The sequence below is a fragment of the Microcoleus sp. Pol12A5 genome, assembly GCF_036701435.1.
In the GTDB taxonomy this organism is placed as follows: Bacteria; Cyanobacteriota; Cyanobacteriia; order Cyanobacteriales; family Microcoleaceae; genus Microcoleus.
Window position 1 is genome coordinate 1 of sequence record NZ_JAUBQU010000117.1, and the last position, 19,258, is coordinate 19,258.

The 19,258-nt window shown below is 42.4% G+C and carries 6 protein-coding genes and 1 pseudogene; all 7 read right to left on the minus strand.

The window, feature by feature from the left end:
- The coding region (locus tag QUA45_RS23050; RefSeq protein ID WP_333100889.1) for a protein kinase domain-containing protein at nucleotides 1–404 on the minus strand (404 nt) is incomplete at its 3' end.
- 90 nt (nucleotides 405–494) lie between these two features.
- Nucleotides 495–1,778 carry a response regulator gene (locus QUA45_RS23055; protein ID WP_333222214.1) on the minus strand — a complete coding sequence of 428 codons (1,284 nt, stop codon included), beginning with the start codon at nucleotides 1,776–1,778 and terminating at the stop codon, nucleotides 495–497.
- Nucleotides 1,779–1,791: 13 nt separating this feature from the next.
- A complete protein-coding gene (locus tag QUA45_RS23060) occupies nucleotides 1,792–4,509 on the minus strand; it encodes a response regulator (RefSeq protein WP_333100887.1) in 2,718 nt (905 codons plus the stop codon).
- A gap of 127 nt (nucleotides 4,510–4,636) precedes the next feature.
- A complete protein-coding gene (locus tag QUA45_RS23065) occupies nucleotides 4,637–10,897 on the minus strand; it encodes an AAA family ATPase (protein ID WP_333222215.1) in 6,261 nt (2,086 codons plus the stop codon).
- Between the two features lie 194 nt (nucleotides 10,898–11,091).
- The gene (locus tag QUA45_RS23070; RefSeq protein WP_333222216.1) at nucleotides 11,092–16,491 is read right to left on the minus strand and encodes an AAA family ATPase; all 5,400 of its coding nucleotides are present in this window, start codon (nucleotides 16,489–16,491) and stop codon (nucleotides 11,092–11,094) included.
- 425 nt (nucleotides 16,492–16,916) lie between these two features.
- Nucleotides 16,917–17,930 (minus strand): cytochrome d ubiquinol oxidase subunit II, encoded by a 1,014-nt coding sequence (gene cydB / locus QUA45_RS23075; protein WP_333100392.1) that lies wholly within the window; start codon nucleotides 17,928–17,930, stop codon nucleotides 16,917–16,919.
- 8 nt (nucleotides 17,931–17,938) lie between these two features.
- Nucleotides 17,939–19,183: pseudogene (locus QUA45_RS23080) on the minus strand (cytochrome ubiquinol oxidase subunit I); the annotation flags it as partial.
- Nucleotides 19,184–19,258: the final 75 nt, after the last annotated feature.

Genomic DNA, 19,258 nt, shown 5'->3' on the forward strand with positions numbered 1-19,258 from the left:
TCTTTGTGAATGACTCTGTTTCGGTACAGTCCGTCAAGGATATCAGTTATTTGAATGGCAATTTCCAATATTTCTGCCAGAGTCAGCGCTTGCTTTTGGGCGTAGTCTCGCAGAGAAATACCCCCAAAATCCTCCATTACTAGGGCATAGCTGTTGCGGTAGGATTCCAGACTGTAAGGTTCAACGACTCCCGGCAGACGTAGATTTTTGGCGATGGTGTACTGGTTGCGGAATTGCAGCAGTTCGCTGAAGCTGGGATAGTCTCGATTTAATAGTTTAATGACAACTGGAATCTGATCTGTTTCTCGGCTGGCTCGATAAACCAGGGTTTTAGAACCACTGTACAGTTGCTCGATTAGACGGTATCCGGAAATTGGACTGGTTAAATCTATACCTGCATTCATTTTGGCTATCCTCATCTCAAATATTGACTGCTAAAAATTAATGTGCGCCTCTTTGTGTAAGAGTTAAATTCGGCGATCGCATAATTAACTTCATCGGTTTGTAGGCAATGATATCGTAAACTCCGTCCCTTCTCCAACTACAGAATTTACCTCGATTGTACCGCCGTGTTTCTCAACTACAATCTGCCGTGCGATAGCCAATCCCAATCCCGTGCCTTTACCCACACCTTTAGTTGTAAATAAATCATCAAAAACCTTCTCCATCACCGTCTCACTCATGCCAATACCGTTATCTTTGATACTAATTATTGCTTTCTGCCGATCTGCCGATAATTCAGTCTTGATAATAATTTGATTGTGATTAATTTTGATTTCAGCATAACTACGTCCCGTATTTGATTCTTCTAAAGCATCTATCGCATTAGCCAACAAATTAATAAATACCTGATTGATCTGTCCTGCATAGCATTCTACTTCTGGTAAATCACCATAATCTTTAATTACCCGAATCTCAGGGCGAGTGTCGTTTGCCTTGAGGCGATGTTTTAAGATCGTAATTGTGCTATCCATCCCGTCGTGGATATTGCAGGCAACGGGGCGATCGCTATCAGCACGCGAGAATGTCCGCAAGCTGATGCTAATGTCTTTAATCCGGTTTACTCCTTCTTGCATCGAGCCAACTAACTTAGGTAAGTCTTCACGGATGTAGTCGAGGTCAATCGCTTCAATTTCCTCTTGAATTGCCACACTGAAATTAGCAGATTCTTGCTGAATTAAATCCAGCAATCCAAACAAATCTTTGATGTAGTCTAAAGCGGGCTGAATATTGCCAGAAAGAAAGCCAACGGGGTTATTAATTTCGTGGGCAACACCAGCCACCAAGTTGCCCAAAGCAGACAATTTTTCGCGTTGAATGACTTGGATATGAGCTGCTTTTAATTCAGCAGTTTTTTGAGCCACTTGCTGTTCTAAGTTTTGAGTCAAGAGACGCAACTGTAAATGAGTTTTCACTCGCGCTAACACTTCTTGTTCTTGGAAGGGCTTGGTAACGTAGTCTACTGCACCAAGGTTAAGCCCTTTAATTTTGTTGTCTACATCAGCCAGAGCGGTCATGAACATAACTGGAATATCGCAAGTTTTGGAATTAGCTTTAAGGCGTTGACAGGTTTCAAATCCATCAATTCCCGGCATCATCACATCCAGTAAAATCAGATCGGGGGGTCGCCGCTCAACTTGTTGCAGAGCGCGTTCGCCACTGGTAGCGATCGCCACCTTATACCCCGCATTACTCAACGCTTCCGAGATGACATCCAAATTTGTGGGAGTATCATCAACAATTAAAATTAAGCCAGTTAAACCTATGGTCATAGTCATAGCCATCCAACTTTTAACTATTATTAGTGAGATGTTCTTGAATTAATTCCTCGATCTTCTCAGTTTGGAATTGCTTAGCTAATTGTATTACTTGCTGAATAAAGGGCTGATAGCGCTGATCCTTTTGCCCAATTTGAGCGGCGGTTTCTGCCAATTCTCTGAGGAAGCCATCCTGTGCCAGTTCTAGTAAAATTTGCAAATCCGCAGCCGATGGGGGAATTAGTTCTTTCGTGGATACTTCATTATTGCTTGTTGTTAACTCAGTTACATGATATTTCCAGATGAGTTGTAAATGTTTGGCAAGCAAAGTCAACAACTCCTTTGCATCAACGGGTTTGGCCAGAAAGTCATCTCCACCCATATCTAAGCTTTTCTGCTGGTCTATTTCTGCCACCGATGCGGAAGATACTATCACCCGTAAATGCTTGATATCCTCCAATTTTCGTAACTGTTTGAGCATTTCAAAGCCATCCATTACTGGCATCGCTAAGTCAGTTATAACTAAATCTGGCAGTTTTTCTATAGCTTTTTCTAAGGCTTCTTGACCATTCTCTGCTTCAGTAAATGTGAACCCTAGAGGCTCTAGCAGGTTCGCCAATACTGACCGATTTTCCCAACGGTCATCCACGATCAATATGTGGCATGGTGGCCCTTCATAGCCGATAATTGTGCGCCCGTCTTTGACTGAACTTTTTTGTGCCCAGTCGATAGCGATCGGCAGTGCTACTTCAAAGTAGAAGTTACTGCCTATTCCCAGATGGCTTTCAACTTGAATTTTTCCGCCCATCAATTCCACAATTCTTTGACTGATGGCTAAACCTAAGCCTGTGCCTTCCGCGTGGCGTTTGCGATCGCCTACTTGTTCAAATGCTTGGAATAGTTTGTTTACTTGGTCAGATGCGATGCCAACTCCTGTATCGATCGCTTGAAATTTAAGCTGAGGCAATGGCATTGTTGCATTTGATTCTATCACTTCTACCTTGAGGGTCACGCTGCCTTTATCAGTGAATTTAATCGAATTTCCTAAGAGATTGAGTAGCACTTGGCGGAGTCGTTTTTCGTCAGCTATAATTCCTGTGGGTAAGTTTGTATCTGGTTGATAAATGAACTCGATACCTTTTTGGTCTGAACGCACTCGACAGATTTCTACTACTCCTTGCAGGAAAGATGGCAAGTGAATGGCTTTGGAGGTAAGTTCTAGTTTGCGGGCTTCGATTTTGGAAAGGTCTAAAATATCGTTGATTAATGTTAGTAGATGAGAGCCACATTGGTGGATAATATTTATACCATGACGTTCTTTTTCGGGTATAGTTTTGGAACGTTCGAGGATTTGGGCATAGCCGAGAATCCCGTTGAGAGGTGTGCGAAGTTCGTGGCTCATGTTGGCGAGGAAATCGCTCTTGGCTTGGTTGGCATTATCGGCAGCTTCTTTGGCAATAGTGAGTTCGGCGGTGCGTTCTTCTACACGAGTTTCTAGTTCTGTAAAGGAAGTTCGCAATTGTCCTGCCATTTGGTTAAAGGAACCAGCCAGGGCTTCTAATTCATCAATCCCTTTAACTGCCACTGTTTGGTCAAGAGAGCCAGATGCGATCGCCTCACTTGCCTTTTGTAATTTCAGAATCGGACTGGTAATCCAGCGAGAAGTATAGATGCCTAGAATAGTTGCCAAACCCAACGCCGCCAAACAGAGTAAAATTGTGGTGCGCGTGTTGGCATCAATTTGTGCCATGAAATCTGATTCGGGCACCACAATGACGCTGAGCCAATCGATACCTCGTTCGTCTCGAATGGCTGAAACTTGAACTAACTGATGCTGATTTGCCAGCCAAAAATCAAGCTGTTGACTCTGTGTAATGGCGTTAAAGTTACCAAATCGATCGAGGATTGCTTGCGCTGTGGCACTAATTACAGAACTTTCAGACTTGACGGCAGGAATTTGTTGCAAATCCTTTTTTTTAAGATCAATAATGTAAGGATTTTCGATCGTTGAACTGGCAATCAAGTTGCCCGAGCGATCGATGATAAATGTTTGTCCTGTTTGACCCACCTTTAGCTGACTGAGAAAGGTATGAATCTTGCTAATCCGAAAGTTACTGTTTTGAACTCCCAACAATACTCGATTGTTGTCGTAGATTGGCTGAGATAGAGAAATTGTCACCAATTTATCCACCTGGCTTAAATAGGGCTGAGATGACCAGGTTGGTTTTCCGGCTTTCTGTGCAGTTTTATACCAGGGTCGAGTCCGGGGGTCAAACTTTGCTTGAGTTTCTACCAACCTAGTTTGTTGACCTCGATCGTTCAGTTGGTAGATTTCACGCTGAGGTAGATTCGCTTTGGAACCAATACGAGAAACGATGCCGTCCTTGGGTGTATTCTCTAAGGTGATACCCGTGCCATCAGCCAAGCCAATTTGCATAAATTCGATCGTACCTTGGCTAACCAACCGCCAGAAAGTCCGTTCCAGTTTGGTGACATCTGTTAAATCTAACTGCCCCTCTTGAGCAGCCGCGACAATCGCTTGTCCAGCAATATAAGGTCTTTCCAAATAGTTCAGGACTTGCTGGTTAATGCGATCGCCGATCTCTTTACGCAACTGACTTGAAACATCATTGACCGCTATCTGTCCATTTCGCAGGGACAGATAGCCAGTCAGTCCAACGGCTGCAAAGACTTGCAATACAAACGGAACTACTAGCACAAGTCTTAAAGGTATGGTTTTATTTGGATTCATGTTATACCTAGATAATGGTTCACTTGGAAATTTACCGAAATAAGGTTAGCCGACCTGATGTTTTGCAATCGTTAATTGGGTAGTATTTCAAATGTGTTGATATAATATTGAATTCTATTATATTCCCTTAGATGACAGGGATAGTGATCGAAAACACACTCCCCTCGCTAGGGACAGACTCAACTTTAATTTGTCCGTGATGTTTTTCTACTACAATTTGACGCGCGATCGCTAATCCCAATCCTGTTCCTTTCCCTACACTCTTAGTAGTAAATAAATTATCAAAAACTTTCTCTCGCACCGTTTCACTCATGCCAATACCATTGTCTTTAATCCGAATTACTACCTGTTTTCTATCGCCAGATAATTCGGTCTTGACGATAATTTGATTGGCATGGGCTTTAATTTCGGCAAAACTCCGTCCAATATTTAATTCATTCAAAGCATCGATCGCATTCCCCAAAATATTCATAAATACCTGATTTAATTGTCCGGCATAGCATTCGATTTTTGGGATATTGCCATAGTCCTTAATGACTTGGATTTCGGGGCGAGTGTCGCTTGCTTTCAGACGATGTTTAAGGATCATAATTGTGCTATCAATGCCATCGTGAATATTACAGGCTATGGGGCGATCGCTATCCGCACGCGAGAATGTCCGCAGACTAATACTAATGTCTTGAATTCGCTTCACGCCTTCTTGCATCGATTCAATTAACTTGGGTAAGTCTTCCCGGATGTAGTCAAGCTCAATGGTTTCGATTTCTTTTTCAATCTCTGGCTCTAGTTGGGGATATTTTTTTTGCACTAGATCGATCAATCCAAACAAATCGTTAATGTAATCTAAGGCAGGGGTAATGTTGCCAGTCAGGAAGCCGACAGGGTTGTTAATTTCATGAGCGACACCAGCGACTAAGTTACCCAAAGCTGACATTTTTTCACCTTGGATAAGTTGGATTTGAGCTTGTTGAAGTTCTCGTAAAGTCTTTTCTAAAGCTTCTGACTTTTGTTGACGTTCATTTTCGGCGCGTTTGCGATCGCTAATATCCACCACATTACCAAGAATCACTGGTTTGCCATCGAGGATGATGCGGTTGAGGGTGACATCGACCTCAAAGACTGTATTAGAATCAATTTTTCTGACATTCCACTCAAATTGAATCGTTTCCCCGGCTAAGACCCTTCTCCACCAGTCTTCTAGCAGATAGAACGGATTATCCGGTGTAGAATAGTCATCCAAGATCGAGCATTGCAGCGCTTGCTCTCGCTCCACACCAAACATTTCTAACAGTCGATTATTAACATCGAGTACCTTGCCATGCAGATCGTGAATTATTATGGCACTACTGACGTTGTTGAAGATAGTGCGGAGGTTCTGTTCGGAAATTTGCAGGGCTGCTTCCGCAGCTTTATATTCAGCTTCGCTGCGTTTACGATCGCTCACATCAAAGACAACACCATCCCATACAGTTGACCCATCGCCTCGTCGTTCTGGTTGGGATATCGCTTGCACCCATTTTATCGTGCCGGACGGGGTGACACTGCGCCATTCATGATTAAATGGGGTCAGGGTTTGGGCAGATTTGGTAATTGCTTGTTCAACATCAGCGATATCGCCGACATAAACTGCATCGAAGACATTGATGATTCCTGCCATAACCATTTCTGACTCAGCTTCATACAGATCGATGCAACCAGAACTTGCGTAGGTTATAGACTTAGCACCATCAGCAGCCAACTGGAATTGAAAGACCATCCCTGGAATATTGTCAGCCATCTTATGGAAGCGGGCTTCGCTGGCACGGAGTTCTGTCAAAGCTTGTTGTGACTGTTGATAGAGGCGGGCATTTTCGAGGGAAATTGCTGCTTGGGAGCAGAGCAGATTGAGCAGTTCGACGCGATCGCTTGTAAAGGCTCCAATTGTCAGATTATTTTCCAAATATAAAATTCCAATCAAGTTACCTTGATTTAGAATTGGACTGCAAAGCACACTTTTAGGCTGGTGTTTTTCAATGTAACTATCTCCAGAAAACTCAGTACATAACCTAGCATCAACCAGTACCAGAGGTCTCAAACTCCGCTTAACAGTATTCACCAAAGCGATCGCCACATTCTGACTTGATTCTAGCGGAATGGGTGGTAATAGCTGCGGTTCTTGTCCCTCTTCCACAAAGGCTGCTACCTGTAACTCAATATCTTTTTTTAGCAGTAAGACACACTTACTTGCCCCAGCATTTGTCATCACTATTTGTAACAGAGTAGTCAAGAGTTTATCGAGTTCAATTTCCCCTGAAATCGCTTGAGATGCCTTGAGCAGAGTTGCCAAATCTAGAACTTCCGAGGCTGTGCTAGAAGAGCGGTTAAAAGCCATCGTTTCAAGGGTAAGAGTTTCCTTAAAAGAGGTAGACGATCGGGGTGGCTGAAGGAGAGGATCGAGAAGTTGAGGATAACGTTGTTCTAAATCAGCAACTTTGGCTTGGGCGCCCCACCGGGCATAACAGTAATAGGCCTCAATCATGTAGGCTTGAGCGACTTTTTCTTTACCCCAATTGAGATAGAATTTGGCTGCAAGTTCATTAGCTAGTGCTTCTTCGTTGAGAAATTGATGCTCTTTTGCGAGGGAAATGGCGCGATCGTACAGTTCAATTGCCGATAATTTATCTCCAGAAATACGCGCCATTTCTGCTGAAATTAGCTCGGAGGCAGCGCTAAAATTCTCCGAGCAGTTTTGCGCCCAAACAGCTAATTGCTGTTTATACTCTATCAACTTTTGCCACAGATCGGATTGTTTGGCTTGTGGTATTCGCTCGTAACTTTCGCATAACAGTAGAGCATAGATAAAGCGATGTCTGGCATAGGGAAGTAAGCCTTGGGGAGCAACATTAACAATCTCAGCTTCAGCTTTCTCGGCAGATTCTAAAGCTGACTCTGGGCAATCGCAGAGGTAGAGGATTTGGCTTTTAAGAATAGTATAAATACAGATAACTTGCCAGTTTTTATGTTTTCGGCAGCGTTGGAGATACTCATTTTCTATACTTTTTGACCAAGTTTTTGTTCCTCTCAACTTGGCTACAAGCATTTGACCACCAGTTAGTATATCGATAGACCATTGATTTTTTTGCTGTTTACTAAAAGCCAGTGATTGATTAATTTCTCCCTCTAATTCTTTCAGTTCTACTCCCTGGTAAAAACGACAGTACATATTGTGTCCAAAAGCATAAGCAGCATATTGTAAATTGCTTGATTCCCAACCAATTTGATAGGACTTTTGGTAATCTTGGCTGGCTAATCTAAGAGGATGAGACCAATGACGGAGGGAACTACCAATCATTAAATAGGCTACACTTTCAGCAGAACTATCATTAAACTTTGGCATTAATTGCAGCGTTAAATCGATTAACTCACCTGTATTTTGATAGTTATTTAAAGCATAACCGCTTAAGCCACCGTAGGCTGGGTAAATATAGCCTATTTCAGGCGTATTACCATACTCCAAACACAAATTAACAGCCTTGGCACAAATGACTGACCACAGACGCTGATGCGATCGATAGGTGGGCGGGCCCATAGCAATAGCTAACTTTGTAGCCATTTTTTTCTCAGGATCGGTCATCATGGGTAAATCGCTGAGAGAAGCAATCCCTCGGCTTTCTAAGATGGCTTGAGCAGTCGCAATTTCGCGATCGCGTACCACCTCAAAATCCTCATCGGTAATATCAATACCAAACAACGATAAAGCTTTCATCCCCGCAGCAATAGCTTCTGGATACTCAGCTCGTAGGGTATATTGAATAATTGCCAAGTTGTAAATTTCTGCCTTATCTAGGGCAGTTCTTGTCCGTTCGATAGTGCGATCGATCCAGATTTGTGATGCTTCAATATTGCCATTTAAATATTCAACTTCAACCCGTTCTTTGTGGAGCGCAAAGCATAATTCATATTGAATATTCCAACAGTCTTCTCTCAATAATTCCATGCCCGTAGTTATATACTCGCAGGCAACAGTATATGCAGTAGAAGTTTTAGCTTTTCGTCCTGCCAATAAGTTTAACTGGCTCAATCTTTCCTGTTCTTCTGGATCAGTTAATAAGTAGCGACCGCGATTTAGTTGATTGACAATCTCGAATAAGATTTCCTCACGCTCTGCCACAACAGTATTTCTTAAAAGTAGTTGACCGATCTGTAGATGTGTTGCTTGCTTGCGATCGTTTGGAATCAGAGAATAGGCAGCTTGCTGGACGCGATCGTGCAAAAACCGATAAGTCGGATTAGCCGCTGCACTAGAAACCGACTCATTATCAGATTGAGTAAAGAACTTATAAGCTTCCGTAGTCGGAATAATCAAACCTTCTTGCAAAGATTTCCATAAAGCAGTAGCCGCAACTTCCGCCGACTTTTCACTGACGATTGCCAAAGTAGCTAAATCAAACTGGGACCCAATACAAGCGGCTAATTTAAGCATTTCCTGAGTAGGAAACGGCATTTTCTGCAATTGCAGTGCCATAAACTCTACCACATCATCAGTAATTGCCAAGGCTTTCACTTGAGCAATATCGCACTGCCACCCCCCTTGTACCCCCGTCTGTCCCGCCTTGGTAAGAGGGGATAAAAGGGGGGTGGGGGACACAAGGGGCTCAAAAGTAATCAGCCCATCGTCATGTAAAGCCTTCAGGAATTGCGTAGCAAAAAATGGATTACCTTGAGTTTTTTGATACACAAGTTTTTTCAGAGGTTGGCCAATCTCTGATCCGCAACTAAGAGTATCTGAAATCAATTGATTAATCTCATCTTTTTGCAAAGGAGCCAAAGTAATTGTATTCACCGTTGCCCCGGATTTTATAATCCCATCCACCGTCAAAATAAATGGATGAGTAGGAGACACTTCATTATCTCGATAAGCACCTAACACCAATAAATGTCCCGTATCTTCCATCAACAGTTGCAACAATTTCAAGGATGCCGAATCTGCCCACTGCAAATCATCTAAAAACATTACTAAAGGATATTCGGCTTGCGTAAATACTTGCACAAATTTCTGCATCAGCAAATTAAAGCGATTTTGGGCGGCACTTGCCGATAGTTCTGGTGCTATTGGCTGTTTACCAATGATGCGTTCTAGCTCAGGAATTACATCAATCAAGACTTGTCCATTGTCGCCAACTGCTGTCAAAATATTGCTTTTCCATATTTGTAACTGAGCATCTGATTCTGATATTAATTGCCCCATTAAATCCCTGAATGCTAGCACAAATGCGTTTAAGGGAATATTGTGCTGGAACTGGTCGTATTTGCCTTTGATGAAATAGCCACGTTGTCGGACAATTGGCTTGTGAACTTCATTCACGACTGCGGTTTTGCCAATTCCAGAAAAACCTGCTACTAGCATCATTTCTGTACTGCCTGTGCTGACTCTTTCAAAGGCAGCTAATAGACGAGCGACTTCTTTTTCTCTACCGTACAGTTTTTCTGGTATCAGGAACCTGTCTGTAATATCTTCCTGTCCTAAATCAAAAGCCTCAATGTTACCAGTTTTTTCTAAGTGAACTAAACAAATTTCTAAATCATGTTTTAATCCTAATGCACTTTGATAGCGACTTTCAGCATTTTTGGTCATCAATTTACTAACTATATGCGATAAAACTATGGGGATTTTTGGATGAATTTGATGTATCGGTATTGACTCTTTGGCGAGATGGCAATGCACCAGTTCCATCGGGTCATCAGAGATAAATGGTAAATGTCCTGTCAATAATTCATAAAAAGTGACACCGAGGGCATAAAAGTCGCTACGATAGTCAATACCCCGATTCATTCGTCCGGTTTGTTCGGGAGAGAGATAGGCTAATGTCCCTTCAAGGATGTGGGGATTCTGAATTTCTTGAGTTTCTCGTGGTAGCAGAGATGCAATACTGAAATCAATTAGTTTTATTTGTTTAGTGTCGGGATTAATCAGAATATTAGCGGGTTTAATATCTTTGTGAATGACTCGGTTTTGGTAAAGATAGTGGAGAATGTCTGTTAGTTGCAGTGCCAAGTTGAGAAATTCTGTTAAAGATAAAGATTTAGCAGGTTGGTTTTTATCAGTGGCGATATGGAGATAATTAGATAGGGAAATCCCTCCAAAGTCCTCCATGACTAAGGCATAGCTATTGTGATAGACTTCTAGAGTCAGAGGTTTAACTATACTGGGGAAGTTAAGATTTTTGGCAATGGTGTACTGATTGCGAAACCCGACAAGTTCGTTGAAATTGGGGTATTCGTTTCGCAGTAGTTTGATGACAACAGGAGTGCGATCGCTATCTCGAACACCCCGATAAACGAGGGTGCGAGAGCCTGCATAGATTTGTTCTGCGATCTGATACCCAGGTAGGTGAGTGATGACATCCATTTTCCAGTCCTCAAAAAATTTTGGTGGCTAGACCTTATAGTTATAGCTTATCAACCAGATCGGGAAACATCCCAATTGATACTAATGTTTTTAACTTTATTGGCTAATGGTCTATATTGTTCTAATATCAACCTTTCCCAGCACGAGATATGCGGACGAACCACAGGAGGATGTCATTCATTGCTGCATCACAACTATCTTGATTCTATTGTCTTGACGGGAATTGTAATCAAAAACTCTGCACCTTGACCTAACGCTGAATTTACTTCTAAAATACCAGAGTGTTTCTCAACAACAATCTGCCGTGCGATCGCTAACCCCAACCCCGTCCCTTTACCGACTTCCTTTGTCGTAAATAAATCATCAAAAATCTTGTCTCGCACCGCCTCATTAATGCCAACCCCATTGTCTTCAATCCGAATCACAACTTGTTGAGGCTCCCCCGATAATTTGGTTTCGATAATAATTTTATTAGGAGCCTCTTTAATCTCTGCAAAGCTCCGTCCAGTATTTGATTCATCTAGGGCATCGATCGCATTACTCAACAGATTCATAAAAACTTGATTTAGCTGACCTGCATAGCACTCTACTTTCGGCAAATCACCGTATTTCTTGATGACTTGAATCTCTGGGCGTGTGTCCGAAGCTTTGAGGCGATGTTTTAGGATCATCAAGGTGCTTTCGAGACCCTCGTGGATATTGGAGGGGACGGGGCGATCGCTATCAGCACGGGAAAAGATGCGAAGACTGGTGCTGATGCTTTTGATTCGCTTGACTCCTTCGCTCATGGAACCCACTAACTTTGGTAAGTCTTCCCGGATATAATCGAGGTCGATCGCTTCAATTTCCTCTTTAATTGCCGCAGTGTAATTAGGATATTCTTGCCCAAATAGATCGAGCAATCCAAACAAATCATTAATGTAATCTAAAGCAGGGGTAATGTTGCCAGCAAGGAAGCCTACAGGGTTGTTGATTTCGTGAGCGACCCCAGCCACTAAGTTGCCCAATGCCGACATTTTTTCACTTTGGACTATTTTTAGTTGTGCCTGTTTGAGGTCTGTAAGGGCTTGTTGGGATTCTTGATAAAGACGGGCATTTTCCAAAGAAATGGCAGCTTGAGAGCAAATTAGATTCAGCACTTCAACCCGATCGCTGGTAAACGCCCCCACCGTCAAGTTATTTTCCAGATATAAAATTCCAATCAACTTGCCTTGATTAAGGATTGGACTACACAGAACGCTTTTTGGCTGGTGCTGTTCAATGTAACTATCTCCAGCAAACTGAGGATTTACTCTCGCATCGGCAAGTACCAGCGGTTTCAAACTCCGCTTGACAGTATTGACCAAACTAATCGCTACATCCTGACTTAATTCTAGTGGTATTGATGGTAATAGTTGCGGTTCCTGCCCCTCTACGACAAGGGCTACTACCTGTAAATTAATATCTTGTTTAAGCAATAATACACACCGGCTTGCCCCAGCATTTGTAATCACTATTTTTAAGAGAGTAGTCAGGAGTTTATCTAGTTCAATCTCCCCTGAAATGGCTTGAGAGGCTTTGATCAGAGTAGACAAATCTAGAAATTCAGAGTTGCTACTAGAAGAGCTCCTAGAAGCGATCGTTTCCCGCGTAAGAGTTTCCTTGAAGGAAGCATAGGAGCTAGCTTGTTGAAGAATAGGAAGCAGGAGTTGAGGATAACGTTGTTCTAAATCAATAGCTTTAGCTTTGGCTCCCCAACGACTGTAGGCATAGTAAGCCTCCCGTGCATAAATTTTGGCAAATTTTTCTTGACCCCATTCTAGATAAAATTTGGCTGCCAGTTCATTAGCTAATGCTTCTTCATTAAGAAATTGATTTTTTTTAGCGAGGTATATACCCCGATCATAGTGTTCAATCGCCTCAGATTTATTACCCAAAACTCGATGCTTTTCTGCTTCAACCAAATACCACTTATGCAGATGATTCATGGGAGCATTTTGCGCCCGCTGTTGCAGAATAGTTTGATGAGTTTCCATCAGAGCGAGTATTTCTGATTGCTCCTGCTCTGGCTTGGTGGGGAAGATTGCCAGGTACGTCAAGGCTGCATAGAAATGGAAAATGGGGACATGAATCAATCCCGATATTGCCATCAAATACGGCTTGGCTTGGGCAATATAGCCTAGGGCAGACGTATTGTTTCCATAACAGTAGGCAAGTAAAAGTTTGTAAACATAGACCTTAGCGATCGCCGTAAGTTCATTATTCTGATGATGCTGAGGAAGCATCACCGTTTCATCGTAGGCAGAGCCGATTAAGCAATCAGACGGAATACAGACTTTCCTAAAGTTATTCACAGTCTGCTGAATAATATCAAAATACGCCTGAGCCGAATATTGTTTTGCCTGTGTCATCGCAGCACTATAACTTGCTATTTCGGTCTCCCAAGTGTCAAGTTCCACCCCACTAAAAAAGTTGGATTCCAGGTAGAGGAGTATGCTATAAGCAGATTGTAAAAAATTTCCTGTTTCCATAGCAGCCGTATAGCTACCTTTCAGCGTCGGTATCGTTGCCCTTATAGCTTCTTGGCGATGCTGAATAAAGCTCCCAAAAAAACCTGGAATTGTGGCTTTGAGTTCGCGGATATTGAACCGATCGAGCAAATTCATCGCCAATTTACCAAAGCTATAGCCTGTTTCCACCTCTTCCAAAAAGGCGCATAATACCATTCCGTGAATTGCATACCCCACCGTCGATGCGGGTGCATTCCCAAAGTCGATGGATAAACTCACCATCATGGAGCTAAGAATGGGTAGCAATCCCGGCATTCCCAGAAAAACGGGCGGAAATAAAGCTCCCAATAGTTGTATTGCTGCTTGAGTTGTGGCATCACTCATCAGTGGTAGGTTAACCAGTTCTTCAATCAGTTTGCCGCCTTGTTGGCTGCCAAGGGTTTGTAGTGCTTTGCCAATTTTGGTTTCATCAGTTTCGGTGGGGAGTTTAACACCCAATTGTAAGAGTGCATCTCTCCCTAACGCGATCGCTTCTAACGTCTTGCCTTGAGCTGTCTGGGCGACGATTAAAATTTCGTAAATTTTAACTTTGTCTAAAATTGTCTGAGCTGATTGCAAAACCAGTGTGGCCATCTGTTCCATTCCATCAAAGTCATGATTCAAATAGACAACTTCGGCAGCAGCAACATAGAGATTTAGAGTCAATTCATACTGATGAACCCAGCACTTGCTTGTAAGTAACTCAATTCCTATTTGTAAATAAATCCTTGCTGCGGCGTAAGCTGTAGACTTTCTCGCCTTAACTCCAGCTTTCAAATTCAGTTGAGCTAATGCTTCTCGTTCCCTCGGTTGAGTAATTAACTCAATTCCTAAATTAAAATGCCCGACAATATCAAACAGTTTTTCATCGGGGCCTATCTCTGAGGAATTTTGTAGAATTAATTGTCCTATTTTGAGATGAGTTGCTTGTTTTAGATCATCGGGAATCAGAGAATAGGCAGCTTGTTGGACGCGATCGTGTAAAAATCGATAAGTTGGATTGGCTGAAGCCTTGAAAACTTCATCACTATTCGATTGGGTAAAGAACTTATAAATTTTGTTCGTGGGAATCACCAAACCTTCCTGCAATGCTTTCCATAAAGCCGTAGCCGTCATTCCCGCAGATTTCTCACTGACAATTACTAATGTATTCAAATCAAACTGCGCTCCAATACAAGCAGCTAATTTTATAACATCCTGAGTTTCTGGCGGTAACTTCTGCAATTGCAAAGCCATGAATTCAACGACATCATCAGTGATCGCTAAGGCTTTGACTTGGGCAAGATCACACTGCCAATACCGAATCTCCCAATTAAAGCTAATTAGCTTATCGTCATGTAATGCCTTGAGAAACTGAGTAGCAAAGAAAGGATTTCCCTGAGTTTTTTCATACACTAATTTTGTCAAAGGTTGAGCAACAGATGATTTGCAATTTAGCGTATCTGCCACCAACAAATTTATATCGGGTTCGTTTAATGCTGGCAAAGTAATCGTATTCACTTTTGCCCCTGTTTTAACTATCTCATCCACTGTTAATATAAATGGATGCACAGGTGAAACTTCATTATCTCGATATGCCCCCAATACTAATAAATATCCTGTATCCCTCATCAATAGTTGCAGCAAATTTAGGGAGGCTGAATCCGACCATTGCAAGTCATCCAAAAACATCACTAAAGGATGTTCTTTACTTGTAAAAACTTGCATAAATTTCTGCATGAGCAGATTAAAGCGATTTTGGGCAGCACTTCCTGACAATTCTGTTGCAGGAGGTTGAGCGCCAATTATTCCTTCTAACTCAGGAATCACATCAACCAAGACTTGTCCATTGTCTCCCACGGCTGCTAAAATCTGGGTTTTCCATGTTTGCAATTGGGTATCGGATTCTGATAGCAATTGACCCATTAAGTCGCGGAAAGCTTGCACAAAGGCACTGAAGGGAATGTTGCGTTGAAATTGATCGTATTTGCCTTTGATAAAATAACCGCGCTGACGGACAATCGGTTTATGAACTTCATTGACAACGGCGGTTTTCCCAATTCCAGAAAAACCTGCTACTAGCATCATTTCGGTGCTACCTGTGCTGATTCGCTCAAAGGCAGCTAATAGGTGATTAACTTCTTTTTCTCTACCGTAGAGCTTTTCGGGGATAGTAAAGCGATCGCTAATATCTCGCTTTCCTAGTTCAAAATATTCTATCTGGCCTGTTTTTTGTAACTGAACTAAACAAATCTCTAAATCCTGCTTGAGTCCTAATGCACTCTGATAGCGTTTTTCGGCATTTTTGGCCATCAGCTTACTGACAAGTTGCGATAAAATTAGGGGTATCTCTGGATTTATTTGATGGATCGGTTTCGACGGTGTGGCGAGATGAAAATGCACCAATTTCATCGGATCGTCCGAGACAAATGGCAACCTTCCTGTCAACAACTCATAAAAAGTCACACCCATGGAATAAAAGTCACTCCGATAGTCAATGCCTCGATTCATCCGTCCTGTTTGTTCGGGAGAGAGATAGGCTAATGTTCCTTCTAAGATATTGGGATTCTGTATTTCTTGGGTTTCTCGTGGTAGGAGGGAGGCAATACTAAAGTCAATTAGTTGGATTTGTTTGGTGTGTGGATTAATGAGAATATTAGCGGGTTTAATATCTTTGTGAATGACTCGCTTTTGGTATAGATAGTGAATAATGTCTGTTAGTTGTATGGCGAGTTGGAGAAATTCTACTAAAGGTAAAACTTGAGATGGTTCGGTTTTATTTGTTGCGGTTTTGAGATAAGTAGATAGGGAGACTCCGCCAAAGTCTTCCATTACTAGGACATAGCTATTCTGGTATACTTCCAGCGTCAGGGGTTTGACGAGGTGAGGGAAGTCGAGATTTTTGGCAATAGTATATTGGTTGCGAAACTGGACGAGCTCGTTGAAGGTGGGGTATTTGTTTCGCAGCAGTTTGACGACGACTGGGTATTGGTCACGGGTACGGATGCCTCGATAGACTAAAGTACGTGTACCTACATAAAGTTTCTCTGTAATCTCATAACCTGACAAATTTGCGATCGCATCCATAACTTATTGAGCCTTTATTATAAAAGAGTTAAATTAAAACCTTCTATTCCATTGTATTTTATTATTTGACAAAGATACCGATCGCAAACTCTGCACCTTCGCTAGGTACAGAATTAACTGTAATTTTTTCCCTATGTTGATCAAATATTATTTGACAATCAAGCAATTTGGTGACAAGCCCCCGGACTCATCCGTGAGTTCAATCTCAAATCTCAAATTTCAAATCGCATGACGTGCGATCGCTAATTCTCAACCAGTTCCTTTCCCTATTGGCGCTATGGTATGTGTAGTATGGTTTCGTAAGTTGTGATGGTATCATAAAACAATAACTTGTAATTTTTAACCGCAAATATACGCAGATCGACCAGTATATAAACTTGATACTATCTGCGTATATTTGCCTGCATCTGCGGTTGTATTATGCTTTATTCGCCGTAGTGGCCGCCGACAACCTTACCCCGAAACACAACATAATTGTAGATGTTGTAAAAAATCATAATCGGGAGCAGAACGCCCATAAACACAATCATAAATACCAGGGCGCTGGGCGAAGCTGCGGCTTGGTAAATCGTGATTTGCGACGGAATAATGTAGGGAAAAACAATTAATCCCAAGCCGATGAAAGTAAGCAAAAAAATCAGAATCGTCCAGACAAACGGCGTGCGTTCTTCTTTGTTTGCGAGACTTTTCAGCAGCAGTCCTACCAACAGGACTCCCAGCAAAGGAATCGCGGCAAACACATAAACTAGCGGTTTCTCAAACAACCTGGATCTAGCACTTTCGTAAAAAATCGGAGTAGCGATCGTAATTAAAACTGCTCCGATTAAAGTGGTCACCGCCGCAATTTTAGCCGTGCGATAGTGATTTGTTTGCAGTTCCCCCTCCGTTTTCATAATTAGATAGGTTGAACCGATCAAAACATAGCCTTGAATCAGCGTCAAAGCAACCAAGATCGATCGCCAATCCAGCCAATCCCAAGTAGAACCTACAAAGTGACCGGCTTCATCAACCGCAATGCCCTCAAGCACCGCACCGAGGGCAAATCCTTGAGCTAAAGCTGCTAAAAAACTGCCAGCACCAAAGGCATAATTCCAGAATAATTTGCGATTAGAATGCTCGCGAAATTCAAAGGCTACAGCCCGAAATATCAAACCAAAAAGCATCATGCAAATCGGTATGTACAGCGCTGTCAAAATCGTACCGTAAGCGAGGGGAAATGCGCCAAACAGAGCGCCACCCATCAACACCAGCCAAGTTTCGTTAGCATCCCAAACGTTACCCAAACTCGTCATTAAGATGCCCCTGCGTTCCTCGTCATCAGCAGTCAAAGACAGGATGCCTACTCCTAAGTCAAAACCGTCTAACATGACGTAAAGCAATAGAAACAAAGCCAAAATTACAAACCAAACTTGCGGGAGAAAATGCTCCAAAGCTTGCATAAAATATCCTATTGTTGTGCTTCTACGGGACGTTGATCGGGAATGTGTTCTGCGGGTTGACTTTCGATTGCAGGTTCATTGTCTAATCCCGGTACCGGCAGAGTTAAATTAGGCCCTTGGCGGATAATTCTGCTGCCAAAATACAAGGCACAAACAAACAAAAAGCTGTAAATAACAGCAAAGAAACTGAGAGAAGTTAAAACATTGCTGGCGGGGATATTTGACACCGCGTCAGCAGTGCGAATTTGCCCGTATAAAGCCCAAGGTTGTCTGCCGACACAGCGCACAATCCAACCCGATTCTACAGCAATATATCCCAGGGGAGCAGCTAATACCCAAGCGCGCATCAGCCAAGGTTGACTGTTAATATTTTCAGCAGAAAGTTTGCCTCGCAGCCACTGAATTATACTGAACAGCATCAGTCCTAAAAAGAAGAATCCAATCCCGGACATGATGCGGAAACAATAGTAGATTAAACCCACCATCCGGGGTCTATCTTCTGGCTGCCATTCCTTCAATCCGAGTACGGGTTCGGAGAGTTCTTGTTTGAATTCCAAAACGTATCCTAAGCCATTAGGTACGCTAATTTCCCAGTCATTTTTTTGGGCTTTTTCATTAGGTAAAGCTAGCAAAGTCCAATCGGCTGACTCTCCCGCTGGTGAAGTTTCCCACTTAGCTTCGATTGCTGCTAATTTAGTGGGTTGATAGTGATAAACTTGTTCGGCACTCAAATGTCCGATGTATATTTGCAAAGGTGCAACGGCGATTGCTGTCGCTATGGCAATTTTTAAAGACTTGGAAAAAAAGGCTTGGTTGCGCTTATTGAGAATGTACCAAGCGCTAATGCCCCCAATGACAAACAGCGAAGTTTCTAACGTCGCAAAAAACATATGAAGAATGCTGTTTAATGCGAACGGGTTCATAATTGCTTGAAAGTAATCGCTGACAATAAACTTGCCATTGACCATTTCTCCACCCGCAGGAGTTTGCAGCCAAGAGTTAGCGACTAAAATCCAGACTGTGGATAGGTTAGCGCCGAAGGCTACCATGATTGTAGCGAAATAATGGACGATCGGGTGAACGCGCTCCCAACCAAACAGCATAATTCCTAAAAAGCCGGCTTCTAGCATAAATGCCATTGAAGCTTCAAAGCCCAAAATGCTGCCAAAAAAGTCACCAACAGCTTCAGAAAATGGTGCCCAATTCGTGCCAAACTGAAATTCCATCGGAATTCCTGAAGCTACTCCAATACCAGGGTAAGAGCATCTCAATCACGCTTGACAAAAGGACTCAGAAGAATCTAATATATTGTCAGTCAAACAAGAACG

Excerpts from the sequence above, each read along its gene's own strand:
- QUA45_RS23055 (WP_333222214.1), bottom strand. The coding sequence starts at position 1,778 with ATGACTATGACCATAGGTTTAACTGGCTTAATTTTAATTGTTGATGAT.
- QUA45_RS23060 (WP_333100887.1), bottom strand. The coding sequence starts at position 4,509 with ATGAATCCAAATAAAACCATACCTTTAAGACTTGTGCTAGTAGTTCCG.
- QUA45_RS23065 (WP_333222215.1), bottom strand. The coding sequence starts at position 10,897 with ATGGATGTCATCACTCACCTACCTGGGTATCAGATCGCAGAACAAATC.
- QUA45_RS23070 (WP_333222216.1), bottom strand. The coding sequence starts at position 16,491 with ATGGATGCGATCGCAAATTTGTCAGGTTATGAGATTACAGAGAAACTT.
- cydB (WP_333100392.1), bottom strand. The coding sequence starts at position 17,930 with ATGCAAGCTTTGGAGCATTTTCTCCCGCAAGTTTGGTTTGTAATTTTG.